The sequence below is a fragment of the Mesorhizobium prunaredense genome (genome assembly GCF_900156895.1).
GTDB lineage: Bacteria > Pseudomonadota > Alphaproteobacteria > Rhizobiales > Rhizobiaceae > Mesorhizobium > Mesorhizobium prunaredense.
Map to the genome: position 1 here is coordinate 68,760 of NZ_FTPD01000001.1, position 25,301 is coordinate 94,060.

Sequence of the window (25,301 nt, forward strand, 5' to 3'; positions counted from 1 at the left end):
GCCGCATGAGCCCGAGACAGACGATCGCCCGCCTCGCTCTCGTCGCCGCCGCCGGCCTTGTGCTCGCCTCCTGCCAGTCGAAGCCGAAGAACGCGCCGGCGCCTTCGGGCAAGAGTGCGGCGCTGCTTACCATGGAGCAGGTGGCGATCGCTGCCCACAAATGCTGGATCGCCAGCAAGGATCCCGCTTTCAAACCCTATCAGATGGCCAACGAGCTGAATTCGTTCACCGGTACGCCGCGCTTCCTGCTCGTCCCGGTCAAACAGTATGGCGGAAAGCCGTTGCTGGTCGTGCAGGCACAGGGCAATTCACGCCGGGTGGACGTGTACGGTCCGCTGATGGCCGAACCGCTCGGCGCACGCATCGGCTCGGACATTGCCCGCTGGCAGGCCGGCAATCCGGCCTGCGGTGCGGCTGCATAGGGCTGTGAGCCGCTGCCTGCAGGTCGAAGCCGGCGTATTCTCAGTCCCAGAACGGCCTCAGACCCTCACGGTGGGCGTCGGCACGCGAGATGCCGATATCCTTGAGCTGATCGTCGGTCATCTCCAGCAAGACCAGCCGGCTGCGCCGGCGATCCAGCAAGCTGCCGATCCGGTTTGCGAGTGAGCTGACCATTCGCACCAGGCGACGGACATAGCCTTGCCGGCCTGACGGGCGGGCTCCGGGCAATTCAGCTCTCGTGTAACGAATTGTATCGATTGCAGCCATTTTCTTGCCACCAAAATTCGAGATTGTACCCTTTTTTCGCGAGATTTATATGTATTGACTCTTAATTCGGTGCAATATAGAAAATTGTCACCATGACAAATTGGCTTCCCGATCTTACGTCTGGCTCTGGGCCCCTCTATCAGCGGCTTGCCGATTCCATCGAAACCGACATCGACCGCGGCTTGATCGCCGCCGGGGCAAAACTGCCGCCGCAGCGCGATCTGGCGTACGACATCGGCGCGACCGTCGGCACCGTCGGCAGGGCCTACCAATTGTTGCGCGAGCGGGGGCTGGTGAGCGGCGAAGTCGGACGTGGAACCTATGTGCTTGGCCGGCATGATACCAAGACCGATCTGCTGGCGCCCGACCCGCACGTCGAAGGCACGCGCTCTATCGATGCGCCTCGCGGCAAACTGCGCTTCGACAGCACCGCTGCGCCTGATACCGGCCAGGGCGCCATTGTCACCGATGTGCTGTCGCGCACGGCGCAGGAGCATCCGTATGAGATTTCAAGCTATACGCGGGATTTTCCTGACCGCTGGTTCGAGGCCGGCTGCAGCTGGCTGTCGCGAAATTCGTTTCGCCCTCGCCCCGACGGCATCGTTCCGACGCTCGGCACCCATGCCGCGGTCATGGCGGCGATTGCCGCGCTGACCACGCCCGGCGACTATATCGTATTCGAGCACCTCACCTATTCGCAGATTTCACGCAGCGCCGGCCTGATCGGCCGCCGCACCGCATTAGTGACGTCGGACGCGGAAGGCATCGATCCAGAAGATTTCGAGCGCGTCTGCGCGCAAAAACACCCGAAAATGATGTTTTTGATGCCGACGGCCAAGAACCCTACATTGGTGACGCTGTCGGCAACGCGCCGCGAGGCCATCGCCCGCGTCGCGCGCGAATACAATGTCATCCTGATCGAGGACGATCTCTATGGCGATCTGACCGACGACCCGACGCCGCTCCTGACCGAATATGCCCCCGAACGGACCATCGTTGCCGGCGGCCTGTCGAAATCCGTTGCGGCGGGCGTTCGCGGCGGCTGGCTCGCCTGTCCGCCGGCCTATCGCCACCGGATCCGGGTCGCTCACAAGATGCTGACGGGCGGCCTCCCCTTCCTGCTGGCGGAACTGTGCAGCCGGCTGGTGCTGTCCGGCCAGGCCAGCGAGATGCGCAAGCGCAGCATCGTCGAGATCAACGCGCGCGTGGCGATCGTGCGCGAGACACTGGCGGGATTCGACTTCAACGCACTGGACAATGTGCCCTTCATCTGGCTCACCCTGCCCGATCCATGGCTTTCCGGCACCTTCAAGAACGCCTGTCTCGAACATGGCGTGCTCATCGACGATGAGGACGAGTTCAAGGCGGGCCGTTCCGAGCAGGTTTTTCACGGCGTGCGGTTTGGCGTTTCACAGCCGGAGCGACGAGAGGACATCGCGGGCGGCGTCGGCGTGATCCGGCGGCTGCTGGACGAGGGCCGCGCCGGCTACGACAGTTTCTCCTGAACCGGCTTGAAACCAACGGGGCGAGTGGCGATCTTTCGCTGCTTGCTGCATCCTTTCCCGTCGTTTTTGTCGCTTGATGGGTGTATCGGCTGCAAAGCTTGCGATAAGACGGGACTCGATCCCAAGGACATAAATTGCCGCCCATGACCATTTCCAATTCCGTGCCGATCACTCCGGAACTCATTGCCGCGCACGGGCTGAAGCCCGACGAATATCAGCGCATCCTCGACCTGGTCGGGCGCGAGCCGAGCTTTACCGAGCTCGGCATCTTTTCGGCGATGTGGAACGAGCATTGCTCCTACAAATCCTCGAAAAAGTGGCTGCGCACGCTGCCGACCACCGGGCCGCAGGTCATCCAGGGGCCCGGCGAGAATGCCGGCGTGGTCGATATCGGCGACGGCGACTGCGTCGTCTTCAAGATGGAGAGCCATAACCACCCCTCCTTCATCGAGCCCTATCAGGGCGCGGCGACCGGCGTCGGCGGCATCCTGCGCGACGTCTTCACCATGGGCGCGCGGCCGATCGCGGCAATGAATGCGCTGCGCTTCGGGGCGCCGGACCATCCCAAGACCAGGCATCTGGTTGCCGGCGTCGTTGCCGGCGTCGGCGGCTACGGCAATTCGTTCGGCGTGCCGACGGTCGGCGGCGAGGTCAATTTCGACGCGCGCTACAATGGCAACATCCTGGTCAACGCCTTCGCGGCAGGGCTTGCCAAAACCGATGCGATCTTCCTGTCGGAAGCCAAGGGCGTCGGCCTGCCGGTCGTCTACCTCGGCGCCAAGACCGGCCGCGACGGTGTCGGCGGCGCCACCATGGCCTCGGCCGAATTCGACGACAAGATCGACGAGAAACGGCCCACCGTTCAGGTCGGCGACCCGTTCACCGAAAAATGCCTGCTCGAAGCCTGCCTCGAACTGATGGCGTCCGGCGCCGTCATCGCCATCCAGGACATGGGGGCTGCCGGCCTCACCTGCTCGGCGGTCGAGATGGGCGCCAAGGGCGACCTCGGCATCGAGCTCGACCTCGACAAGGTGCCGGTGCGCGAGGAGCGCATGAGCGCCTATGAGATGATGCTGTCGGAGAGCCAGGAGCGCATGCTGATGGTGCTGCGCCCCGAAAAGGAAAAGCAAGCCGAGGCGATCTTCCACAAATGGGGCCTCGACTTCGCCATCGTTGGCAAGACCACCGACGATCTGCGCTTTCGCGTCCTGCACCAGGGCGACGAGGTCGCCAATCTGCCGATCAAGGACCTTGGCGACCAGGCGCCGGAATATGACCGTCCCTGGACCGAGCCGAAGAAGCCGGCGCCGCTGGCGGCCGGCGATGCACCGCAAGCCGATGTCGCCGAGGCGCTGCTGAAACTGCTTGGCGGGCCCGACCTGTCGTCGCGCCGCTGGGTCTGGGAACAGTACGACACGCTGATCCAGGGCAATTCGCTGCAGCTTCCCGGCGGCGATGCCGGCGTGGTGCGCGTCGAGGGTCATCCGACCAAGGCGCTCGCCTTCTCCTCCGACGTGACGCCGCGCTATTGCGAGGCCGACCCTTACGAGGGCGGCAAGCAGGCGGTGGCCGAATGCTGGCGCAACCTTACCGCCACCGGCGCGCTGCCGCTCGCGGCCACCGACAACCTCAATTTCGGCAACCCGGAACGACCCGAGATCATGGGCCAGTTGGTCGGCGCCGTGAAAGGCATCGGCGACGCCTGCCGCGCGCTCGGCTTTCCGATCGTCTCCGGCAATGTCTCGCTCTACAACGAAACCAACGGGCAAGGCATCTTGCCGACGCCGACTATCGGCGGCGTCGGACTGATCGCCGACTGGTCCAGGATGGCGCGGATCGGCTTTGCCGCCGAGGGCCAGATGATCCTGCTCGTCGGCGCGCCATCCATGTGGGGAACGCATCTCGCCCAGTCGGCCTATATGCGCGACATTCATGGCCGCGCCGACGGCCCGCCGCCGCCGGTCGACCTCGACCACGAAAAGCGCGTCGGCGACCATGTACGCGCCCTGATCGCCTCCGGCGTCGTGACATCAGCGCATGACGTTTCCGATGGCGGCATTGCCGTCGCGCTGGCCGAGATGGCGATGGCGTCCGGCATCGGCGCGACGGTCCCCGGCCTGGTCGGGACCGACCCGATCCCGGTCTGGTTCGGCGAGGATCAGGGCCGCTATCTCTTGACGCTGTCGATCGATCCGCAAAGCAAGGAATGGGACGCCATTCGCGAAGAGCAGAGCAAGCTCGGCATCTTCGCGCCGTGGATCGGCTCGACCGGCGGCAGCGACCTGAAACTCGGCGAGGCGCGGGCGATCCCTGTCGGCGAATTGACCGCTGCCCACGAATCCTGGTTTCCTCGCTTCATGGCAAATGAGGTCGTGGACCCCTGATTTGATCGAGCGGGGTCGTTTGGGTGTGGTTCATCCGCCATTTCGATCATATCTATGAGATCACGAGTTGAACAAGGAATCCTCGCATGGCAATGGACGCGCACGACATCGAACGGCTGATCAAGGAAGGCATTCCGGACGCCAAGGTGACGATTCGCGACCTGGCCGGCGACGGCAACCATTATGCGGCCGAAGTGGTGGCCGAAAGCTTTCGCGGAAAAAGCCGCGTCCAGCAGCATCAGATGGTCTACGACGCGTTGAAGGGCAATATGGGCGGCGTGCTGCACGCGCTCGCTTTGCAGACCAGCGTGCCGGAATAGCTTTTTTAGGGCTTTGCTGCCTTGGGAAAATCGCCGTCCGATGCTCTTGGCCCAGGCCATCCCTTGCGCCATTTGCCTGACGAGGCGGCAGACGTCTTGTTTCAGGCAACCTATGGGTTTATTTGAAAGGGCATGTTTCGAGTCCGACTCCCGCGGGCATGAAAGGATTTTCTATGAGCGGTATCAACGACTACATCGACAGCGAAGTGAAGGCCAACGACGTCGTTCTCTTCATGAAGGGCACGCCCGGTTTTCCGCAATGCGGATTTTCCGGTCAGGTCGTGCAGATCCTCGACTATATCGGGGCCGACTACAAGGGCGTCGACGTGCTGACCTCGGCCGAGCTGCGGCAAGGTATCAAGGAATACTCCAACTGGCCGACGATCCCTCAGCTCTACGTTAAAGGTGAGTTCGTCGGCGGTTGCGACATCGTCCGCGAGATGTTCCAGGCAGGCGAACTGCAGACGTTCCTCGTCGAAAAGGGCGTCAGCGTCAAAGGCGCCGCCTGACGAACACGTAGCGCACTTCGCCAAGCTGATTATCTCCCCGGTATCGGGGCACAAGACGAATGAATGCGCCGGTGCGCCGGCGCTTTTTCGTTTGAAGATCGGAATTTGCCGTGGATCAGCATGCAGACGCGCAGCAACAGGCGGATACCTTGCCTATTCCGCGCTGGGAATTCATCGCGCTTTGCGCGGCGTTGATGGCGCTCAACTCGCTGGCCATCGACATCATGCTGCCGGCGCTGCAGCAGATCGGCGCCTCGCTGGGCGTGGAAAATGAAAACCACCGCCAATATGTGATTGCCGCCTATATTCTGGGCTTTGGCGGCGGGCAGCTCTTCTTCGGGCCGATCTCGGACCGCTTCGGACGCCGTGCTCCGCTCGTCGTCGGACTGGTGATCTATGTAGCGGCGGCGGCTGCGGCGGCCATCGCCCCATCATTCGCTATTCTTCTTCTGTGCAGGCTGGTGCAAGGCATCGGCGCCGCGGCCACACGCGTCATCGCCGTCTCAATCGTGCGCGACACGTTCGACGGCCGGCGCATGGCCGAAGTCATGTCGCTGATCTTCATGGTGTTCATGGCAATTCCGGTGGTGGCCCCCGGCATCGGCCAGTTCATCATGCTGTTCGCGACCTGGCACGTGATCTTTATCACCATGGCGGCCGGGGCCCTGATCGTGTCGGCGTGGGCGCTGCTGCGCTTGCCCGAAACGCTGCGTCCCGAATTTCGCAGGCCGCTAACAGCCGAATCCATCATCGGCGGCTTCCGGATCGTGCTGACCAATCGCATGGCACTTTGCTATGCCTTCGCCAGCACCTTTGCCTTCGGCGCGATGTTCGGCTTCATCAACTCGGCGCAGCAGATCTATGTTGGCGTCTTCGGTGTCGGCGAGATGTTCCCGGTGATTTTCGCAGGGATCGCCGGCGTGCTCGCCTTTTCGAACTATCTGAATTCGCGCCTTGTCGGTCGCATCGGCATGCGCCGCCTCTCGCAAAGCGCGCTGCTCTTGTTTCTGGCCATCAGCCTCGCCTGGCTGGTCGTTTCCATCCAGATGAAGATGCCGCTCTGGCTTTTCATCACCTTCTTTGCCTGCACGATGGTCCCGTTCGGCGCACTCGGCGCGAATTTCAACGCACTCGCCATGGAGCCGCTCGGCCAATTGGCCGGGACAGCGTCGTCCATTCTGGGCTTCATGCAGACCTTCCTCGGCGGCATTCTCGGCACGCTGATCGGCCAAGCCTTCAACGGCACGGTGACGCCCTTGGCCGCCGGATTCTGCAGCGTTTCGCTTGGCGCATTGGTGATGGTGCTGATCGCCGAGCGCGGCAAATTCTTCCAGCCGCAGAACCCGCCGGTTTAATGCCGGGCGCGCTTCAGGATTCACCCCCGCTCGCTGCGGTGAAGCGAGGGAACAGCAAACGCCCTGCGATCGCTCCACCCATGCTGTCCGAAACGGGCAGTGGCAGAGCCTTGTCGAGAGCCTCGAGGACGGAGGCGACGAAGGCCCGGTTGAGGCTGCCATCATCCCCTAGACGGGAGTAGGTGGCGCGAGGCTTGCCGATAAGCGTGCCGTTTCGGCGAATTGAGAACTGCAGCGTCAGGGCCATGCCCGCGGTTCCGGGCGGCGGCTCCCAACAGGCGAAGATCGCGGAGAACATCTCGTTTATGGTGTCGACGGGTTCGGGACTGTGACAGGCGCGTTCCTGCGGTGTTGCCGCGTTAGGACCGGCAACCAGGGCAAGGGTAAGGGCGACAATTGCGGACCGAGGTTTCATTCCGGTCTCCGGTTTCGCGCGGACAAATGTAATCGAATTTTTCGACGAAAGCTTCCATCGAGTATCAGCGCTGCGGATGGATCCTTTCAGACGTCGGCGTCGATAACGGCCAGCGCCGCATCGATGCCTTTGCCGACCGCGAGCTTTTCGCCCAAAGCATTCATCGCGCCGCCAAGTGCCGTCAGCGCCGCGATCGCATAGATCGGCTGGGCGGTCGGGCCCATATGGCCGATGCGCGTCAGCTTGCCCAATGTTTCGCCGCGGCCAGACGAGAACACCACGCCGTAGCGGGCGCGCGCGGCCTGGCGAAGCGCCTCCTCGTCGACGCCTTCGGGTGTCCTGACGGCGGTCGTGGTCGGCGATGCGATGATGTCGCTGGCCGCCCAGATCGACAGACCCATCGCGGCGACGCCGGCGCGCATGGCCTTGGCGGTGAGCGCGTGGCGCGCCCACACCGCCGCCGGTCCCTCGTTGAGGTAGAGGTCGAGCGCGGCGTCTAACCCGTTCATCTGCGCGACGGACGGCGTGAACGGAAACGGCTTATCCCTCGACCACGCATGCTCCCAATCGACGATGCTGAGCATCGATCCGCGTGGCGCTGCCTCGTTGGCCTTCATTTTCGCCCAGGCCCGCTCGCTGACGCCCATCATCGTCAGCCCAGGAGGCGCGCCGAGGCATTTGTTCGGGCCGGTGACATAAATGTCGGCTTTGCAGTCCTCAGGATGCGTTTTCATGCCGCCGAAGGACGAAACGGCGTCGACGATCAGATAGGCGCCATACCCCGAAACCAGCGCGCCGATGGCGTCGATCGGGTTGATGGTGCCCGACGGCGTGTCGTGATGGCAGACGGAAACGATGCTGATTTCCGGATGCGCTTCCAGCATTGCCGCAACCGCCTGCGGGTCGATCGCCTCGTTATAGGGCACCTCGATTTCGAGCAGATGCGGCGAATAGCGCTTCGCCCAATAGCCAAACCCCTTGCCGTAGACTCCCGAGGCAAGGTTGAGCACGACGTCGTCGGGCGTGATCAGGGAGGCTGCCGCGGCTTCCAGGCCAAGGACCGGCTCGCCATGCAGAATGACCGGCTTGTTCGACAGCCGCATCGTCTTCTGCGCCTTGTCGACCACACGCTCGTAAAAGAGCTGGAACGCCGGGTCGTGATCGTAGAGCACGGTGCGGCCGAGGCCGCGCAACACATCGGGATAGGCGTTCACCGGCCCGGCAGTAAGCGTGATGACCGGTTCGGCGTGTTCGAGATAGCGCATGGTCTTGTCTCCGCATCGGCGGCGATCAGCCGTAGAACTGCGTGCCGGTCCGATAAGTCTTGAAGTTCTCCATGTCGTGCGAATACATCAGCTCGGCGCCACAATCCTCGGCTGGCTTCATCCGAGCCCGATGCCAAACAGCCTATTCCGCCCAGAGTTCCCGGCGCAGTTCGCGCCAGCTTGCTTCGTCCGGTGCGACAAGAAGGCCACCTCCGACATGCGACGGCCGATAGGTGCTGCCGTCGAAACGCGCAGCGTAACCACCTGCCTCGGCATGGATCAGCACACCGGCCAGATGATCCCACGGCATCAGCTTGTTGTAGACGACGAAGTGGGCGTGGCCGCTCGCCAGCAGGCGGTATTCGTGTGCCGCGCAGCGATAGCCGAATTGCGACAAGGATTTCGTCTGGTTGCGGGCCAGCCGTGACCGTTCCGGCTCGGGCATATATTGCCAGGAAACCGCGCCGGTCATTTGCGAGATCGGTGCAGGCTCGGCGACATGCACCTTCTCCAAAGTGCCATGCGCATGCCGTATGTGGCTGCCAGCACCCCTGGCGCCGATCAGCCAGTCCTTGCCGATGGGATCGTGAATGATGCCGGCGACGGTCTCGCCCTTCACCACGACACCCAGCATAACGCCGAACAGCGGCACGCCTGAGGCGAAATTGAAAGTGCCGTCGACGGGATCGATGACGAAGGCGAGATCGGCTTCGCCGAGGCCCTGGAGCAGCGCCGGGTCGTCGGAGCAGGCTTCCTCGCCGACGATCATCGCCTGGGGGTAGCGCTCACGCAGCCTGACGGTGATGAGCCGCTCGGCACTCACATCGGCCTCCGTCACCAGATCGGCTGCCGAGGTCTTCTGGCGGATGTCGCCCTCATCCAGCCGGCGAAAGCGCGGCATGATCTCGGCAATGGCAGCGTCGGACAGAAGCTTGGCCAGCCAGTCGATCGCGGTATCGTCAAATGTCATCGGGAACGTCTTGCCTTGCCGGTCAGGGTCTCGTTGAGTGCGGCGAAATCGAACAGCTTCCTGTCGAGCAGATGCGAGGGCCGCACATTGGTCATGGCGTGGATCATCGTGTCCTTGCGGCCAGGCATGCGCTTCTCCAGGTCGTCGAGCATCGCCTTCATCGCATTGCGCTGCAAGCCGTCCTGGCTGCCGCACAGATCGCACGGGATGATCGGGAACTTCATGGCGCCGGCGAATTTTTCGAGATCGGCCTCGGCGCAATAGGCGAGCGGCCGCAGCACCATGACATCGCCGTCGTCGTTGAGCAGTTTTGGCGGCATGGCGGCGAGGCGCCCGCCATGCAACAGGTTCATGAAAAAGGTTTCGAGAATGTCTTCGCGGTGGTGGCCGAGCACCAAAGCCGAGCAGCCCTCCTCCCGCGCGATGCGGTAGAGATGGCCGCGCCTGAGCCGCGAGCACAGCGAACAATAGGTGCTGCCCTGGGGAAGCTTGTCGGTCACCACCGAATAGGTGTCCTGATATTCGATGCGGTGCGGAATGGCGTATGTGTTGAGATAATCGGGCAGAATGTGTTTCGGAAAGTTCGGCTGGCCCTGGTCGAGATTGCAGGCCAACAGGTCGACCGGCAGTAGCCCGCGCCATTTGAGGTCGAGCAGCAACGCAAGCAGACCGTAGGAATCCTTGCCGCCAGACAAGGCGACCAGCCAGCGATCGCCGGGCCTGACCATCGAAAAATCGTCGATCGCCTGGCGGGCGAGACGCAGCAGCCGCTTGCGCAGCTTGTTGAATTCGACGGAGGACGGCACATCGGCAAACAGCGGATGAAAGCCGCCTGCGGCATCGGCGGTCGGTTCGATTGTTTCTGGCAGCATGTTCATGGCGCGGCGGCCCCGAAATTCCTTGTTGCTGCCCGGAGTAGCGCATCGGCCCGAAAATCGAAATCGATTTTCGGAACCCCAAAAAAAAGGCCGCCTCGAGGGCGGCCTTCGATGATGTCGCAGATGAAGAAAATCGATCAGCGCGAATAGAATTCGACGACCAGGTTCGGTTCCATCTGCACGGCGAAGGGAACATCCGACAGCCCGGGGATGCGGCCGAAGGACGCCGTCATCTTGTTATGATCGACCTCGATGTAATCGGGCACGTCGCGCTCTGCCAGGCCTACCGATTCCAGGACGATCACCAGTTGCTTCGACTTTTCGCGCACTTCGATGACATCGCCCGGCTTGCAGCGGTACGAGCCGATGTTGACGCGCTTGCCGTTGACATTGATGTGGCCGTGATTGACGAACTGGCGAGCGGCAAAAATGGTCGGCACGAACTTGGCGCGGTAGACGACCGCGTCGAGACGCGACTCGAGCAGGCCGATCAGGTTCTCCGAGGTGTCGCCCTTGCGGCGGTTCGCCTCTTCATAGACCTTGCGGAACTGCTTTTCCGACACGTCGCCGTAGTGACCCTTCAGCTTCTGCTTGGCACGCAGCTGCAGGCCGAAATCGGAAAGCTTGCCCTTGCGGCGCTGGCCGTGCTGGCCGGGACCGTATTCGCGTTTGTTGACCGGGGACTTCGGGCGACCCCAGATGTTTTCGCCGAGACGGCGGTCGATCTTGTATTTCGCGGATTCGCGCTTGCTCATCGCATTCCCTTTCAAAAAGACACACCCGGCACCTCATGGTCCGGGTGAAGGAAACGCGCCCTCCTCTGGCCCCCGTTTTCGAGACCTGACAGGGTTCTCCCACGCAACGCGGCGGAAAACCCACGGGACACGTCATTCTAGACAAGACTCCGGGAGGAATAGAGCGGCTTCCCAAATGTCTTGCGCACATAAAGAAACCACCGGACATTGCGGCCCAGTGTTGGTGGGCTGATTAGACGGAGATTTAACTGGTGTCAAGCTCGCGGCTGGCGTCGGTGATGGCAGCCGATACGCCGCGGTACCCCGCGCGATGTGTGCTGGACCGCGGCTATCCAACCATGGGACCGGACTAGGCTGCGGACGAGCGGCTAGTGTTTCGATTTCTTCTCGGGCAGGCCCTTGCGCTTGGTCTCGGCGAACTCCTCGAGCTGCTTTTCGCTCATCGACTTGTACATTCCCTTCGAAGCGCCTTTGAGCTCGCTCTTCTTGGTCTCGCCGCGCTTGGCGGACAATGCCGCGCCGGCGGCTTTCTGCTGGGCTTTTGAAGTGGCTGGCATGATCGTTTCTCCCGTCTTGCGATGAGGGAAAAACGCACCGGTCGTGGTGATGTTCCCAGATATCAGGAAATCGCCAGCCCAAACCCCTGCATCAGCCGGCGAGTCGGGAAATCGACCCGCTTCGAGGTGAAGACAGCAAGGTCGGCGCCTTCCGGCAACGCCTCGCCGCGGTGGCTGGCCTCGGCGCCCGCGAGCAGCGAGAGCGCCCGCCGTGCGATCGCCTCGGCGGGATCGAGCCAATCGACCGGCCAGGGTGCCGTCTTGCGCATGCGATTGGCCAGAAAGGGATAGTGGGTGCAGGCAAGCACGACGATGTCGGTCCGCAGTTCGTCATGTTCAACGAAGCACGGCGCGATCTCGGCACGCACCGCCTCTTCATCGACAAAACCATCGCGCATATAGACTTCGGCCAGTCCCGCCAGACTGTCGCTGCCAACCAGGCGGACATGGCATTTCTGCGCCCATTTGCCGATCAGGTCGCGGGTATACTGGCGCTTGACGGTGCCGGGCGTCGCCAGCACCGAAACCAGCCCGGAGCGCGTGCGTTCCGCCGCCGGCTTGATCGCCGGCACCGTGCCGACGAAAGGATGACCGGGAAATCTTTCGCGCAACGCCTCGATGACCAATGTCGAGGCGGTGTTGCAGGCGATGACCGAAATGGCCGGCAAAAAACGGTCGAGCAGCTTGCCGAACAGCTCCAGCACATGTGCCCTCAGTGCCGCTTCCTCCCAAGCCCCGTAAGGGAAAGCCGCGTCGTCGGCGACATAGACGAAGCGGCGGTCGGGCATCAGCACGCGCGCTTCGCGCAGCACCGTCAGGCCGCCGATGCCGGAATCGAACATCAGGATCGGGCGGGCGCTTGAAGGATCGATCATTGTCATCGTCTACAGGGGAAGGCGGAGGAGGCTGCGGCCCGCGGCGGGAGGATGGTCACACATCCCATCATCTTGGGATGATGCACTACACCAAATAACATTCGGTTACGGCTAAAGCGCGTCGTGTTGAACGGATTCATGCGAGGCGCTTTAAGTTCTTGTTTCTATGCATGTTGTTATCGCAAAACCGCTGCGCACTTTTGCGCGACATGCATTAGAGACTGTCTCTTAGGCCTGGTCCTTGTCTGTCGCCTTGTCGGCGCGCGCCGCCGCTGCCGGAAGCCGCCTTGGATCATCGCCCGGCGATCCATCGCCGCGCGGCATGGCCGGCGAAAACCTGTCCAGCGATGATATTATGCCGCGCAGCACCTTGAGCTCCGGCTCGGCGAAGCCGGCGCGCGTAAGCACCGCACGCAGATTGTCGACCATTTTCGGCTTCTTCGGCGCCGGGCGGAAATAGCCGCGTGCTTCGAGCGCGCCTTCCAGATAGGCGAACAGGCCGTGCAACTGTTCCTTGGTCGCCGGCATCATGTCGGGACTGGAAAAATTGGTTTTGGTCTCATCTTCCAGGCCCGACTTCACCCACTCATAGGACATCAGCAGGGCGGCTTGGGCGATGTTGAGCGAGGAGAAGGCGGGATCGACCGGGAAGGTGACGATCTCGTCGGCGAGGCCGACCTCGTCATTATAGAGCCCGAACCGCTCGCGGCCGAACAGGATGCCGGTGCGCTGTCCGGATCGCTGCCGCGCTCTCAGCGCCCTGCCCGCCTCGACCGGTCCGTGCACCGGCTTGAAATTGTCGCGCGCGCGCGCCGTGGTGGCGAAGACGAAGTTCAGGTCGGCGACCGCCGAGGCAAGATCGTCATATACTGTAGCGGCATCGATGACGTGGTCGGCGCGGCTCGCGGCAGCGCGCGCCTTTTCGCTCGGCCAGCCGTCGCGCGGATTGACGAGGCGCAGTTCGGACAGACCGAAATTCGCCATGGCGCGCGCGACCATGCCGATATTCTCGCCGAGCTGCGGCTCGACCAGGATGATCGCCGGGCCGGTGGCAGGAAGGATGTCGTTGCTGGCTTGCATTGTCTCAATGAACTGCTGTTTGCGGCATTTCAGCGTCCGCTGCCATATCCGGCCGCGAAAATGAAGCTTTGGCAAGCAACGCCTGATGCCATGGGCGAGCCCGCTGGCGCGGATCGCCGTTTGCGCGGCCAAAAATGCTTTGATATACGGGCCGCATCCCCGGCCAAAGCCATGCGGGCAAGGCCGTTCCGATCCCCAACAATGAGGCATTCTTTCCATGGCGAAGATCAAGGTGGCGAACCCGGTCGTCGAACTCGACGGCGACGAGATGACCCGCATCATCTGGCAGTTCATCAAGGACAAGCTGATCCACCCCTATCTCGACCTCAAGCTTGAATATTACGACCTCAGCGTTGAGCACCGCGACGCCACCAACGACCAGGTGACCATCGATTCGGCCAATGCGATCAAGAAGCATGGCGTCGGCGTAAAATGCGCGACGATCACGCCCGACGAGCAGCGTGTCGAGGAATTCGGGCTGAAGAAGATGTGGAAGTCGCCGAACGGCACCATCCGCAACATCCTCGGCGGCACCATCTTTCGCGAGCCGATCATCATGAAGAACGTGCCGCGGCTGGTGCCCGGCTGGACCAAGCCGATCATCGTCGGCCGTCATGCCTTTGGCGACCAGTACCGCGCCACCGACTTCCGCTTCCCCGGCAAGGGCAAGCTGACGATCAAGTTCGTCGGCGAGGACGGCAAGGTGATCGAGCATGACGTGTTCGATGCGCCGGCCGCCGGCGTCGCCATGGCCATGTACAATCTCGACGAGTCGATCCGCGAATTCGCCCGCGCCTCGCTCAATTACGGCCTGCTGCGCAACTACCCGGTCTACCTCTCGACCAAGAACACCATCCTCAAGGCCTATGACGGTCGCTTCAAGGACATTTTCCAGGAAGTCTACGAGGCAGAGTTCGAAGCCGAGTTCAAAGCCAAGAAGCTCTGGTACGAGCACCGGCTGATCGACGACATGGTTGCCTCCAGCCTGAAATGGTCAGGCGGCTATATCTGGGCCTGCAAGAACTATGATGGCGACGTGCAGTCGGACACGGTGGCGCAAGGTTTTGGGTCGCTCGGCCTGATGACCTCGGTGCTGATGACGCCGGACGGCAAGACGGTGGAGGCGGAGGCCGCGCACGGCACCGTCACCCGTCACTATCGACAGCACCAGAAGGGCGAAGAAACCTCGACCAATTCGATCGCCTCGATCTTCGCCTGGACGCGCGGCCTGGCGCACCGCGCAAAACTCGACGACAATGCCGAGTTGATGCGTTTTGCCGAGACGCTGGAAAAAGTCTGCATCCAGACCGTCGAGGCCGGCTTCATGACCAAGGACCTGTCGCTGCTGATCGGTCCCGACCAGCCATGGCTTTCTACCACCGGCTTCCTCGACAAGATCGACGAGAATCTGCAGAAGGCGATGGCCTGACCAGACGAACGTCATGAGCAAACCGATCGTCTACGGGGCGGACTACAGCGTCTATGTGCGCATCGTCCGCCTCGTGCTCGAGGAAAAAGGCATCGGCTACGAACTTGTGCCGGTCGACATCTTTGCTGCTGACGGCGTACCGGGCTGGTATTTCGACCATCACCCGTTCGGCCGCATCCCTGCCTTCGAGCACGACGGGTTCCGCCTCTACGAGACCAGCGCGATTGCCTGCTATGTCGACGAAGCGTTCGACGGCCCGGTGTTGCAACCGATCGAAGCCCGGCCTCGCGCAACCATGAACCAGATCATCGGCATGCTTGATGCCTATGCCTACCGGCCCATGGTCTGGGATGTCGCCGTCGAACGGCTGGAGAAAGAAGCGCCCGACGAAACGCTGATTGCCGACGGGCTTCGGCGGGCGAGCACGGCGTTGCAGGCGCTCTCCTCATTGAAAGCCCCAGGAGCATGGCTGATGGGAAGCGAGCTGACGTTGGCCGATCTGCATGCAGCACCCATCATCGGCTATTTCGTCAAGGTCACTGAGGGGCAAAACCTGCTGGCGGAGTTTGCCGACATTCAGGATTGGTGGACGCGCATCGCAGGGCGTGCGAGCGTTGCCAACAATCTGACATAGCACCGGGGGCGCTCCATGGTTGAACACTCTCGCCAGGACGCGCTAACGGTGGCCAGAATCGTCAGGGTCAACCACGCCGGCGAGTTCGGCGCGATCAGAATCTATTCGGCGCAGATTCTTGTCTCGAAGCGTTTCTGGCCGCGTTGCGTGCCGTCTTTGTCAGAGATGCTTGGGCATGAGCGCAGTCATTGCGCTACTTTCCGTGCAGCCATGCCGTCGCGACATTCGCGGCCGTGCCGCGTGATGCAATTCTGGAGCTGGGGCGGCTGGCTGCTGGGTTTCCTCACTGCCCTGCTCGGCCCGCAAGGCATCTGGGCCTGCACCGCAGCGGTCGAAGCGGCGGTGCACCGCCATCTCGACGATCAGCTATTCTTTCTTGCCGGACGCGATCGCGAGTTGCACGGCATCATCCTGTCCATCCGCGAAGAAGAGCTTGCCCATCTCCGCCACGCCGAAGAGCAGCTGAGATCGCCCGGACCGTTGCTGAACCTCCTGCGCGCAGCGATCTCCGTCACCACCGACTGCCTTATCTGGCTGTCCACCTGGGGCGACTCCACGCGAATGACGCGCGCCCTGAAAGCAGCAAAGCATGCCTGACGGGCACTATGCGGCCTCCAGAGCCGCTTTCACCGCAGCGATCGCATTTTCGGCTTTCGAGGCATCCGGGCCGCCGGCCTGGGCCATGTCAGGCCGACCGCCGCCGCCCTGCCCGCCCAATGCCGCCGACGCCACACGCACCAGATCGACAGCGCTGAAGCGGCCGGTCAGGTCGTCGGTGACGCCGACCACGACGCTGGCCTTGTTGTCCTCGCCGGCGCCGACGAAGACGACGACGCCGGAGCCGAGCGACTTCTTGCCGGCATCGGCCAACGGCTTCAAATCCTTCGGCGCGACGCCCGACACCGCCTTGCCGAGAAAACCGACACCGGCAATGGTCTCGTTCTCGGCAGGCACGCCAGCTGGCGAGCGGTCGCCCAGCGCCAGTTTCTTGCGCGCTTCGGTCAGTTCCTTCTCGAGCTTCTTGCGCTCGTCCAACAACGCCTCGACGCGCGCCGGCACGTCGGCCGGCGAAATCTTCAGCGCGGCCGCGACCGCCTTCAGCCGCTTGTCCTGCTCGTCGAGATGCTTTCTGGCCGCCTCGCCGGTCAGCGCCTCGATGCGGCGCACCCCGGCAGCGACGGCGCTGTCCGACACGATACGCACCAGACCGATATCGCCGGTCGCCCTGACATGCGTGCCGCCGCATAGCTCGACCGAATAGGGCCGGTTGGCCTTGGCGCCATGCAAGCCCGTGCCCATCGAAACGACGCGTACTTCATCGCCATACTTCTCGCCAAACAGCGCCATGGCGCCTTCGGCAATGGCATCGTCAACCGACATCAGTCGCGTGGTGACCGGGCTGTTCTGGACGACGATCTCGTTCGCCATCCGCTCGACCTCTTCGAGTTCGTCGGGCGAGATCGGCTTGTTGTGCGAAATGTCGAAGCGCAGACGCTCGGGCGCGACCAGGGAGCCCTTCTGCGCGACATGGGTGCCTAGCACCTCGCGCAGCGCTTCGTGGATCAGATGCGTCGCGGAATGGTTCGCGCGCAGCCTGGAGCGGCGCGCATGGTCGACCTTCAGCTCGACGGTCGCGCCCGTGTCGACCGTGCCGTCGACCACCTTGCCGAGGTGCACGAAAAGCCCATCGGCCTTCTTCTGCGTATCGGAGATCTCGATCGAGAACCCTTCGCCTGAAATGACGCCGGTATCGCCCACCTGGCCGCCGGACTCGCCATAGAACGGCGTCTGGTTGACGACCACGGCAACGGCGTCGCCCTTGGCGGCGCTGTCGACGATCTTGCCGTCCCTGACCAGCGCCTGGATGAGGCCTTCCGCCTGCTCGGTCTCGTAGCCGAGGAATTCGGTGGCGCCATTCTTCTCGCGCACCGGGAACCACACTGTTTCGGTCGCGGCCTCCCCGGAACCAGCCCAGCTCTTGCGCGCCTCGGACTTCTGCTGCTCCATCGCATTGGTGAATCCGGCAAGATCGACCGAAATGTTGCGCTGACGCAGCGCATCCTGCGTCAGATCGAGCGGAAAGCCATAGGTGTCGTAGAGCTTGAAGGCTGTCTCGCCATCCAGCATGTCGCCGGCACCCAGCTTTTCCGTCGCCTCCGAAAGCAGGCCCAAGCCGCGCACCAGCGTCTTGCGGAAACGGGTTTCTTCAAGCTTCAGCGTCTCGGTGATCATCTGTTCGCCGCGCACCAGTTCCGGATAGGCCTGGCCCATCTCGCGCACCAGCGCCGGCACCAGCCGCCACATCAGCGGATCACCGGCGCCCAAAAGCTGCGCATGGCGCATGGCGCGGCGCATGATGCGACGCAGCACGTAGCCGCGGCCCTCATTGGACGGCAGCACGCCGTCTGCCACCAGAAAGCAGGACGAACGCAGATGGTCGGCGATGACGCGGAACGATGCGACGGTGTCGGCATCCGGACCGCGGCCGAGCGCGGATGACGCAGCCTCGATCAGGTGACGGAACAGGTCGGTCTCGAAGACGCTCTCGACCCCTTGCAGAATCGAGGCCATGCGCTCTAGGCCCATGCCAGTGTCGATCGACGGGCGCGGCAGGTCGATGCGCTCGTCCTTCGTCACTTGTTCGTACTGCATGAACACCAGGTTCCAAAATTCCAGGAAACGGTCGCCATCTTCCTCGGGGGTGCCGGGAGGGCCGCCCCAGATGTGCTCGCCACGGTCGATGAATATCTCCGAGCACGGACCGCAAGGTCCGGTGTCGCCCATTGCCCAAAAATTGTCCGAGGTCGGAATGCGGATTATGCGATCGTCGGAAAAGCCGGCGATCTTCTTCCAGTAGCCGGCAGCCTCGTCGTCGGTGTGATAGACCGTGACCAGCAGCTTGTCCTTGTTCAGCCCGAACTCCCTGGTGATCAGGTTCCAGGCAAACTCGATGGCGCGCTCCTTGAAATAGTCGCCGAACGAGAAATTGCCGAGCATCTCGAAGAAGGTCAGGTGGCGCGCGGTGTAGCCGACATTGTCGAGGTCGTTGTGCTTGCCGCCGGCGCGAACACTCTTCTGAGCCGTCGTGGCACGCGAATAGAGTCGCTTTTCCAGGCCGGTGAAAACGTTCTTGAACTGCACCATGCCGGCATTGGTGAACATCAGTGTCGGATCGTTGCGCGGCACCAGCGGGCTCGATGCGACGACCTCGTGACCCTCCTTGCGGAAATAGTCGAGGAATGTCGACCGGATCTCGTTCACGCCACTCATGAATAACACTGCCTTTTAGCTTTAGAGAGAGCCGTCGGCCCGGCCGACGGCAAATGGACATGGCCTTTTAGCCGCCGCGTTGCACCCTGTCCAGAAACACGGAATTGGGCCAATTTGCGGGGCTTGCCGGTCACCTCGGCGCCACCGCTGAAACGCAAACCGCCGGCGCTAGGCCGGCGGTTCGAACGCAACAATACAGAACTCAGATTACACAGGCCGGAGGTGATGAGCCGGAATCATGGCCAAACTCCGACCAATCGGAATCATGGCCAAACTCCGGCCACTGCCGAAGCCTACATGGCGCCGGCTTCGTCCTCGAAACCATCGTCTCCGCCTTCGGAACCACCATTCTCGAGGAATTTCTCCGCAATCAGCCCGGCATTCTGCCGTAGTGCCAATTCGATCTCGCGCGCCGTGTCGGGATTGTCGCGCAGGAACAGTTTTGCGTTCTCGCGGCCCTGGCCGAGACGCTGCGAATTGTAGGAGAACCAGGCGCCCGACTTTTCGACCACGCCGGCCTTGACGCCGAGGTCGACCAGCTCGCCGGTCTTGGACACGCCCTCGCCATACATGATGTCGAATTCGACCACCTTGAAGGGCGGCGCCAGCTTGTTCTTGACCACCTTGACGCGGGTCTGGTTGCCGACGACCTCGTCGCGGTCCTTGACCGAGCCGATGCGGCGAATGTCGAGGCGCACCGAAGCATAGAATTTCAGCGCGTTGCCGCCGGTCGTGGTCTCGGGCGAACCGAACATGACACCGATCTTCATGCGGATCTGGTTGATGAAGATGACCATGGTGTTGGAACGCGAGATCGAGGCGGTCAGCTTGCGCAGCGCCTGGCTCATCAGGCGGGCCTGCAGGCCCGGCAGCGAATCGCCCATTTCGCCCTCGATTTCGGCGCGCGGCGTCAGCGCCGCGACCGAATCGACCACCAGCACGTCGATGGCGCCGGAACGCACCAGCGTGTCGCAGATCTCCAGCGCTTGCTCGCCGGTATCGGGCTGCGAAATCAGCAGGTTTTCGAGATCGACGCCGAGCTTGCGGGCATAGACCGGATCGAGCGCGTGCTCAGCATCCACGAAGGCGCAGATGCCGCCCTTCTTCTGGGCCTCGGCCACCGTGTGCAGCGCCAGCGTCGTCTTGCCCGAGCTTTCCGGCCCATAGATCTCGACGATGCGGCCGCGCGGCAGGCCGCCGACGCCAAGCGCGATGTCGAGGCCAAGCGAACCGGTCGGCACCGTTTCGATCTCGACGACCTGCTCGTTTGCGCCGAGCCGCATGATCGAGCCCTTGCCGAAGGCACGCTCGATTTGCGACAGCGCCGCATCCAGAGCCTTTGATTTGTCCACTGCTTTGTCCTCTACAAGCCGCAAAGAATTCTGAGCCATGATACATCACCCCGTGGTCGTCAATGAAGGCCGGACAATCCGTAATCCCTATCAATTTGTACCTTTTTTGTTCTCGTTTGGCAAGGGGAGACAACCGATTGAAAAACCAACAATATCCGTATTTGTTCTTTTTTTGTTTTGGATTTCCACCCCAGGATGTATCCCGCTTCGCCCGCAGGATTCGGCTGGGCATCTTCCGAATCGCGGCTTCTGGTTGCCGGGTTCCGCCGGACAACCTAGTCTTCACCCGGGCAACAAGGTCATCTCACCGGGCATGCTGAAGTCGCCGACAGTTCTGGCCGTAGGCGGCGCCTATATCGAGCGGCGCGGCCAAGTTTTGGGCGCCTTTGTGCCGGCGGTGTCGAATCCCGGCACGATGCGCGAGGCTGTCGGCGGCGCCGTCTTCAATGCGCTGCGCTGCGCCGTGCGCCGCGGCGTCTCCGGCGCGCTGCTTTCGGTTCGCGGCGGCGATGTTCTGGCCGACATGGTCTCGCGCGCCGTCGCTGCGGCCGGTATTGCCGATCTTTCCGTGGTGTTCCTCGATCGCACGACGCCGAGCAACACAGTGCTGATCGACGGCGACGGCGCGCTGATCGCCAGCCTTGCCGACATGGCGCTCTACGACCTGGCGCTTGCCAAGCAGATCCGCCGTGCCAAGGTGCGCGAGGCGATCAGCACCGCCGATGCGGTCCTGTGCGACGCCAACCTGCCGCCGATGGCGCTGGAGCGGCTGGTGACGCTCGCCGCCGGCAAGCCGGTGTTCGGCCTCGCAGTCTCGCCCGACAAGGCGGCGCGGCTCGCGCCGGTGCTGGGCAGCCTGGCGCTGGCCTTCATGGACCGGCGCGAGGCCGGCGCGCTTACCGGCGCCGACGTCGATGCTGACGATCGTGGCATTGTCGACGGCCTAAGACGCGACGGCCTGAAAAGCGGCGTGGTCACCGCTGGCGAGGGTCCAGTGCTCGGTTTCGACGAAGCCGGCGTCTTCTCGATCCTGCCGCCTACGTCACAAAAGCCGGCGGATGCGACCGGCGCCGGCGACGCATTGGCCGGCGCGACGATGGCCGCCCTACTGCGCGGCCTGACGCTGCGCGCAGCGTTGCGCGAAGGCGTTGCCGCCGCGATGCTCGCCGTCGAGAGCGCCACCTTCACGAGCGCTATCTTTGCCGGGGCGCTGGCATTCGTGCCCGAGGCGCGCGACCTGGCATGAAATCTCGGATGTTGGCGCCGCCCCTCAACAACCTGAAGCGATTATCTTAAGCTGAGCGGCTAGCGGACACACCTACTTGCCGGCGCGCAGCCCCGCCTCATAGGCCCGGCGTGCCCAGACCGCCATCTCATCCGGATCGTCGAAGGCGCTGTCGGGAACGCTCCAATACGGCATCGACACCAGCTTGCCGTGCCGCGAGCCGGTGTAGGTCCATTGCCGGCAGCCGGCCGCCTCGAATTCGGGCGCGCTTTCCGCATCGGCTTTCAGCATCAATTCGCCACGCACCACGATGGCGACGATGACGCCGTCAAAATAGATGCCCTTGCCGCCGAACATCTTGCGAATGCTGACCGGGCCGAGGCCTTCGAAAAGTTCGGCAATGCGTTCATTGTCCATGCCGCGATCATGTCATCCGGTTTTCCCCTTGTCATCGCCGCATCAGGCACCATCCTGACAAGGCGAAACCAATTCGTCGGAGGTTTTTCATGCCGCTTCTGCTCAAAGGGTCCTGCCGGTGCAATGCCGTCCGCTTCGAGGTGGAAAGCCACACGCCGGTGCCGTTCATGCTCTGCTACTGCTCGATCTGTCGCAAGCAGCAGGGCGGCGGTGGCTTTGCCATCAATCTTGGCGCCGATTTCGAGACGCTGAGGATCGAGGGCAAGCGCAATCTTGGCGTCTACCAGGCCGGGATCGAGGACGACGAGCATCCGCAGTGCGAGATCTCGTCAGGCGAGCGGAATTTCTGCAAAAAATGTGGTTCGGCACTCTGGCTCTATGACCGGACCTGGCCGGAACTGGTCCACCCCTTCGCCTCGGCGATCGACACAGACCTGCCGAAACCACCTGAAAAGGTGCACCTCATGCTGAAATACAAGGCGAACTGGGTCGAGCCCGAGATCGGCAAGGACGACAAGATCTTCGACGTCTGTCCCGAGGAATCGATCGCAGACTGGCACAAGCGGACGGGAATGTGGGTGGACTGACCCCGATCAGGCCGATGCGCGCGCCTCGGCCAAGGCCTTCAGGTCGGCCGGCTTGAGCTCAACCGATTCGCCGCAGCCGCAGGCCGAGCTCTGGTTCGGGTTGCGGAAGGTGAAGCCGGTACGCAGCGTCGTCTGCTCGAAATCCATCTCGGTGCCGAACAGGAAAAGCGCTGCCTCAGGCGCGACATAGACATGGGCGCCGTCGCGCTCGATATGATCGTCCTTGGTGTTGGGTTCGGTCACCAGGTCGACCGTATATTCCATGCCGGCGCAGCCGCCCTTCTTGATGCCGAGGCGAATGCCATGCGCATTCTCACGGGTCGCAACGATCTCGCGAACCCGGTCGGCGGCCTTTTCGGTCATCGTGATGACGGCGAAGCGTCCCATTCTTTTTCTCCAACCCGTTCAAGTTCAAGGCTTGTCGGACTTCACATAAATGGTTGAAACAATGATAAATGACAAGAGCGGAACGCAAATCTGGAGAGCTGCAGCCGCACGGGAATCGAGGTCATGCTTTGTCGGCAACCATTGATACAACTCAGGTCAGGATGTTCCGCGAAAATCCAGGTAAGGTCACGATTCGTATCGTCACATTGTCAGCCGTCGCAATTTTTCTTGGGTTTGGTGCATGGTTAGAGGCCAATCAACCCATGATGGTCAGGGTTGCATGTAGTGTCGTCGCTTTCGCTCTGACAGCAATATGCTTCGCAACGATCGCAAGGCTGCTAACAGGAAAACATCGCGTTTTGACCTTAAGCACGGATGGATTCCAATTCAGCAACATCGCCCCAGAGTTTGTCCCATGGTCAGCGGTAACAAGTATTTCGGTCGTGCCCATTTCTTTCCGTGGGAGACAGCGCTCTTCTCTGCTCGAGGTGAAAATTAAGGAGCCCGAATGGGGCAAACTCACCCTGACAAGGGCTGCAAAATTAAACAAACTGCAAACTGGAGCCATGTGGGTACCCTGGGTCGGTGAAGAAGCAAGTTTCGAGAGCTTCCTCACGACCATGAAGTCATATATTCGCGCCCACGGCGGCAAGGTCGACTGACCTCAATACCAGCCCACCGCCACCTGCGCCTCTTCCGACATGCGGTCGGGCGACCAGGGCGGATCGAAGGTCATGTTGACCTCGACGCCTGAAACGCCTTCGACGGCACCGACGGCATTCTCCACCCAGCCCGGCATTTCGCCGGCCACCGGGCAGCCCGGCGCGGTCAGCGTCATGTCGATCTTGACCGAGCGGTCGTCCTCGATGTCGATCTTGTAGATCAGGCCGAGCTCATAGATGTCGGCCGGGATTTCCGGGTCGTAGACCGTCTTCAGCGCCGAGACGATGTCGTCGGTCAGCCGCGCCAGTTCGTCGGCGGGAATGGCCGAGGCGGAAACCACTTCATTGGCTGCCGTTTCCGAAGCGGTCTCTGCGGTGTGGCCTGCATCATCCATGATCGTCATCCGAAGAACTTTCGCGCTTTTTCGAGCGCATCGGCCAAAGCGTCGACTTCGGCCCTGGTGTTATACATGCCGAACGATGCCCTGCATGTGGAGGTTACGCCAAAACGTTTCAACAGCGGCTGGGCGCAATGGGTGCCGGCGCGCACGGCGACGCCCTGCCTATCGATCACCATCGACACGTCGTGGGCATGAATGCCCTGCAGCTCGAAGGAGATGATGGCGCCCTTATCCGGCGCATCGCCGAAGATGCGCAGCGAGTTGATGGCGCGCAGCCGTTGATGGGCATAGTCCTTCAGATCGGCCTCGTGCGCGGCGATGCGCTCGCGGCCGATCCTTTCCATGTATTCGAGCGCCGCACCCAGCCCGATCGCCTGGACGATCGGCGGCGTGCCGGCCTCGAAGCGGTGCGGCGGATCGTTGTAGGTGACGATGTCTTGCGTCACCTCCTCGATCATCTCGCCGCCGCCCATGAACGGACGCATGCGCTCCAGCATGTCCTTCTTGCCGTAGAGCACGCCGATGCCCGAGGGCCCGTAGACCTTGTGGCCGGTGAAGACGAAGAAATCGCAGTCGAGGTCCTGCACGTCGATCGGCATGTGCACGGCGCTCTGGCTGCCGTCGACCAGCACCGGAATGCCGCGCGCATGCGCGATACGGACGATCTCCTTGATCGGCGTCACCGTGCCCAGCGCGTTCGACATGTGCGTGATGGCGACCAGTTTTGTGCGGTCGCTCAGCTGCTTCTCGAACTCCTCGATGTGGAAGACGCCGAGATCGTCGACCGGCACCCAGACCAGCCTGGCGCCCTGGCGCTCGCGGATAAAATGCCACGGGACGATGTTGGAATGGTGCTCCATGATCGACAGCACGATCTCGTCGCCCTCGCCGATGTTGGGCATGCCGAAGCCGTAGGCGACGGTGTTGATCGCCGCGGTCGTGTTCGAGGTGAAAACGATGTTGTCGGTATCAGGCGCGTTCAGAAATCTTTGCACTATCTTTCGCGCGTTCTCAAAGGCGTCGGTCGCGGCATTCGAAAGGAAATGCAGCCCGCGATGAACGTTGGCGTATTCCTGGGAATAAGCGTGCTGGATGGCGTCGAGCACGGCCTGCGGCTTCTGCGCCGAGGCGCCGTTGTCGAGATAGACCAGCGGTTTGCCGTAGACTTCCCGCGACAGAATCGGGAAGTCGCGGCGTATCGCCTCGACGTCGTAGGGGATGTTTTCGACTTTCTGGTCCATCACAAGCTCTCTCGAGGCATCGCCTCATTCCGTCCAGCCCCCTCATCCGACCGAGCTTCGCTCGGCCACCTTCTCCCACAAGGGGAGAAGGTAAAGCGCTTTACCTTCTCCCCTTGTGGG

Annotated in this window: 27 protein-coding genes; 12 read left to right on the forward strand and 15 right to left on the reverse strand. The window is 62.4% G+C overall.

Features of this window, described 5'->3' with window-relative positions; translation table 11 throughout:
- The first annotated feature begins 5 nt into the window (after window positions 1-5).
- Window positions 6-422 (forward strand): hypothetical protein, encoded by a 417-nt coding sequence (locus tag BQ8794_RS00395; RefSeq protein ID WP_077371537.1) that lies wholly within the window; start codon window positions 6-8, stop codon window positions 420-422.
- Between the two features lie 40 nt (window positions 423-462).
- Here the strand turns inward: BQ8794_RS00395 and BQ8794_RS00400 are convergent, their stop codons facing one another.
- Entirely contained in the window at window positions 463-708 is a 246-nt protein-coding gene (locus BQ8794_RS00400; RefSeq protein ID WP_077371540.1) for a DUF1127 domain-containing protein, read from the reverse strand.
- 92 nt (window positions 709-800) lie between these two features.
- On the opposite strand from BQ8794_RS00400, the gene BQ8794_RS00405 reads away from it, so the two are divergent.
- The 5 genes from BQ8794_RS00405 (at window position 801) to BQ8794_RS00425 (ending at window position 6,781) form a co-directional block, all read left to right on the forward strand.
- The gene (locus BQ8794_RS00405) at window positions 801-2,213 is read left to right on the forward strand and encodes an aminotransferase-like domain-containing protein (protein WP_077371543.1); all 1,413 of its coding nucleotides are present in this window, start codon (window positions 801-803) and stop codon (window positions 2,211-2,213) included.
- A gap of 143 nt (window positions 2,214-2,356) precedes the next feature.
- A complete protein-coding gene (gene purL, locus BQ8794_RS00410; RefSeq protein ID WP_077371546.1) occupies window positions 2,357-4,597 on the forward strand; it encodes a phosphoribosylformylglycinamidine synthase subunit PurL in 2,241 nt (746 codons plus the stop codon).
- A gap of 86 nt (window positions 4,598-4,683) precedes the next feature.
- On the forward strand, window positions 4,684-4,917 hold the full coding sequence (locus BQ8794_RS00415) for a BolA/IbaG family iron-sulfur metabolism protein (protein WP_077371549.1): 234 nt from the start codon (window positions 4,684-4,686) through the stop codon (window positions 4,915-4,917).
- Window positions 4,918-5,090: 173 nt separating this feature from the next.
- Window positions 5,091-5,426, forward strand: coding sequence for a Grx4 family monothiol glutaredoxin (grxD, locus tag BQ8794_RS00420; protein WP_023798253.1), 336 nt, complete (start codon window positions 5,091-5,093; stop codon window positions 5,424-5,426).
- 110 nt (window positions 5,427-5,536) lie between these two features.
- The gene (locus tag BQ8794_RS00425; protein WP_077371552.1) at window positions 5,537-6,781 is read left to right on the forward strand and encodes a multidrug effflux MFS transporter; all 1,245 of its coding nucleotides are present in this window, start codon (window positions 5,537-5,539) and stop codon (window positions 6,779-6,781) included.
- Window positions 6,782-6,794: 13 nt separating this feature from the next.
- Here the strand turns inward: BQ8794_RS00425 and BQ8794_RS00430 are convergent, their stop codons facing one another.
- From BQ8794_RS00430 to BQ8794_RS00465, 8 genes are all read right to left on the reverse strand, one after another.
- Window positions 6,795-7,196 (reverse strand): energy transducer TonB, encoded by a 402-nt coding sequence (locus BQ8794_RS00430; RefSeq protein ID WP_077371555.1) that lies wholly within the window; start codon window positions 7,194-7,196, stop codon window positions 6,795-6,797.
- 86 nt (window positions 7,197-7,282) lie between these two features.
- A complete protein-coding gene (gene ppaT, locus BQ8794_RS00435; RefSeq protein WP_077371557.1) occupies window positions 7,283-8,461 on the reverse strand; it encodes a pyridoxamine--pyruvate transaminase in 1,179 nt (392 codons plus the stop codon).
- A gap of 142 nt (window positions 8,462-8,603) precedes the next feature.
- Window positions 8,604-9,431, reverse strand: coding sequence for an inositol monophosphatase family protein (locus BQ8794_RS00440; protein WP_077371560.1), 828 nt, complete (start codon window positions 9,429-9,431; stop codon window positions 8,604-8,606).
- Complete coding sequence (ttcA, locus tag BQ8794_RS00445) at window positions 9,428-10,309, reverse strand: tRNA 2-thiocytidine(32) synthetase TtcA (RefSeq protein ID WP_077371563.1); 882 nt, start codon at window positions 10,307-10,309, stop codon at window positions 9,428-9,430. Before ttcA ends, BQ8794_RS00440 begins: the two co-directional genes overlap by 4 nt.
- 137 nt (window positions 10,310-10,446) lie before the next feature.
- Window positions 10,447-11,064 (reverse strand): 30S ribosomal protein S4, encoded by a 618-nt coding sequence (rpsD, locus tag BQ8794_RS00450; protein WP_023798277.1) that lies wholly within the window; start codon window positions 11,062-11,064, stop codon window positions 10,447-10,449.
- A 368-nt stretch (window positions 11,065-11,432) separates the two neighbouring features.
- Window positions 11,433-11,621, reverse strand: coding sequence for a DUF3008 family protein (locus BQ8794_RS00455; RefSeq protein ID WP_023717374.1), 189 nt, complete (start codon window positions 11,619-11,621; stop codon window positions 11,433-11,435).
- Between the two features lie 62 nt (window positions 11,622-11,683).
- The gene (gene murI / locus BQ8794_RS00460) at window positions 11,684-12,496 is read right to left on the reverse strand and encodes a glutamate racemase (RefSeq protein ID WP_077371566.1); all 813 of its coding nucleotides are present in this window, start codon (window positions 12,494-12,496) and stop codon (window positions 11,684-11,686) included.
- Window positions 12,497-12,724: 228 nt separating this feature from the next.
- A complete protein-coding gene (locus BQ8794_RS00465) occupies window positions 12,725-13,576 on the reverse strand; it encodes an RNA methyltransferase (RefSeq protein WP_077372419.1) in 852 nt (283 codons plus the stop codon).
- A gap of 217 nt (window positions 13,577-13,793) precedes the next feature.
- Here BQ8794_RS00465 and BQ8794_RS00470 point away from each other — a divergent pair, with 217 nt between their 5' ends.
- From BQ8794_RS00470 to BQ8794_RS00480, 3 genes are read left to right on the forward strand one after another with little or no spacing between them, the layout of a single operon-like run.
- Window positions 13,794-15,005, forward strand: coding sequence for an NADP-dependent isocitrate dehydrogenase (locus BQ8794_RS00470; protein ID WP_077371568.1), 1,212 nt, complete (start codon window positions 13,794-13,796; stop codon window positions 15,003-15,005).
- Between the two features lie 13 nt (window positions 15,006-15,018).
- Complete coding sequence (locus BQ8794_RS00475; RefSeq protein ID WP_077371571.1) at window positions 15,019-15,639, forward strand: glutathione S-transferase family protein; 621 nt, start codon at window positions 15,019-15,021, stop codon at window positions 15,637-15,639.
- A gap of 15 nt (window positions 15,640-15,654) precedes the next feature.
- Window positions 15,655-16,236, forward strand: coding sequence for a demethoxyubiquinone hydroxylase family protein (locus BQ8794_RS00480; RefSeq protein WP_077371574.1), 582 nt, complete (start codon window positions 15,655-15,657; stop codon window positions 16,234-16,236).
- A gap of 6 nt (window positions 16,237-16,242) precedes the next feature.
- Here BQ8794_RS00480 and alaS read toward each other — a convergent pair whose 3' ends face one another.
- Both alaS and recA read right to left on the reverse strand, forming a co-directional pair.
- Window positions 16,243-18,909, reverse strand: a complete 2,667-nt coding sequence (gene alaS / locus BQ8794_RS00485) for an alanine--tRNA ligase (protein WP_077371577.1) — start codon at window positions 18,907-18,909, stop codon at window positions 16,243-16,245.
- Window positions 18,910-19,202: 293 nt separating this feature from the next.
- A complete protein-coding gene (gene recA / locus BQ8794_RS00490; RefSeq protein ID WP_008875470.1) occupies window positions 19,203-20,300 on the reverse strand; it encodes a recombinase RecA in 1,098 nt (365 codons plus the stop codon).
- Window positions 20,301-20,574: 274 nt separating this feature from the next.
- Here recA and BQ8794_RS00495 point away from each other — a divergent pair, with 274 nt between their 5' ends.
- Window positions 20,575-21,507, forward strand: coding sequence for a carbohydrate kinase family protein (locus tag BQ8794_RS00495; protein ID WP_077371580.1), 933 nt, complete (start codon window positions 20,575-20,577; stop codon window positions 21,505-21,507).
- Between the two features lie 72 nt (window positions 21,508-21,579).
- Here BQ8794_RS00495 and BQ8794_RS00500 read toward each other — a convergent pair whose 3' ends face one another.
- Window positions 21,580-21,903 carry a TfoX/Sxy family protein gene (locus BQ8794_RS00500; RefSeq protein WP_077371584.1) on the reverse strand — a complete coding sequence of 108 codons (324 nt, stop codon included), beginning with the start codon at window positions 21,901-21,903 and terminating at the stop codon, window positions 21,580-21,582.
- 89 nt (window positions 21,904-21,992) lie between these two features.
- Between BQ8794_RS00500 and BQ8794_RS00505 the strand changes: the two genes are divergently transcribed.
- The gene (locus BQ8794_RS00505; protein WP_077371589.1) at window positions 21,993-22,490 is read left to right on the forward strand and encodes a GFA family protein; all 498 of its coding nucleotides are present in this window, start codon (window positions 21,993-21,995) and stop codon (window positions 22,488-22,490) included.
- 6 nt (window positions 22,491-22,496) lie between these two features.
- On the opposite strand, the gene sufA is transcribed toward BQ8794_RS00505, so the two are convergent.
- The gene (gene sufA, locus BQ8794_RS00510) at window positions 22,497-22,877 is read right to left on the reverse strand and encodes a Fe-S cluster assembly scaffold SufA (RefSeq protein WP_006206001.1); all 381 of its coding nucleotides are present in this window, start codon (window positions 22,875-22,877) and stop codon (window positions 22,497-22,499) included.
- Window positions 22,878-22,945: 68 nt separating this feature from the next.
- Here sufA and BQ8794_RS00515 point away from each other — a divergent pair, with 68 nt between their 5' ends.
- Entirely contained in the window at window positions 22,946-23,539 is a 594-nt protein-coding gene (locus tag BQ8794_RS00515; protein ID WP_143744412.1) for a hypothetical protein, read from the forward strand.
- Between the two features lie 2 nt (window positions 23,540-23,541).
- Here the strand turns inward: BQ8794_RS00515 and BQ8794_RS00520 are convergent, their stop codons facing one another.
- Window positions 23,542-23,934, reverse strand: coding sequence for an SUF system Fe-S cluster assembly protein (locus BQ8794_RS00520; RefSeq protein WP_077372422.1), 393 nt, complete (start codon window positions 23,932-23,934; stop codon window positions 23,542-23,544).
- Window positions 23,935-23,939: 5 nt separating this feature from the next.
- Window positions 23,940-25,181, reverse strand: a complete 1,242-nt coding sequence (locus tag BQ8794_RS00525) for a cysteine desulfurase (RefSeq protein WP_077371596.1) — start codon at window positions 25,179-25,181, stop codon at window positions 23,940-23,942.
- Window positions 25,182-25,301: the final 120 nt, after the last annotated feature.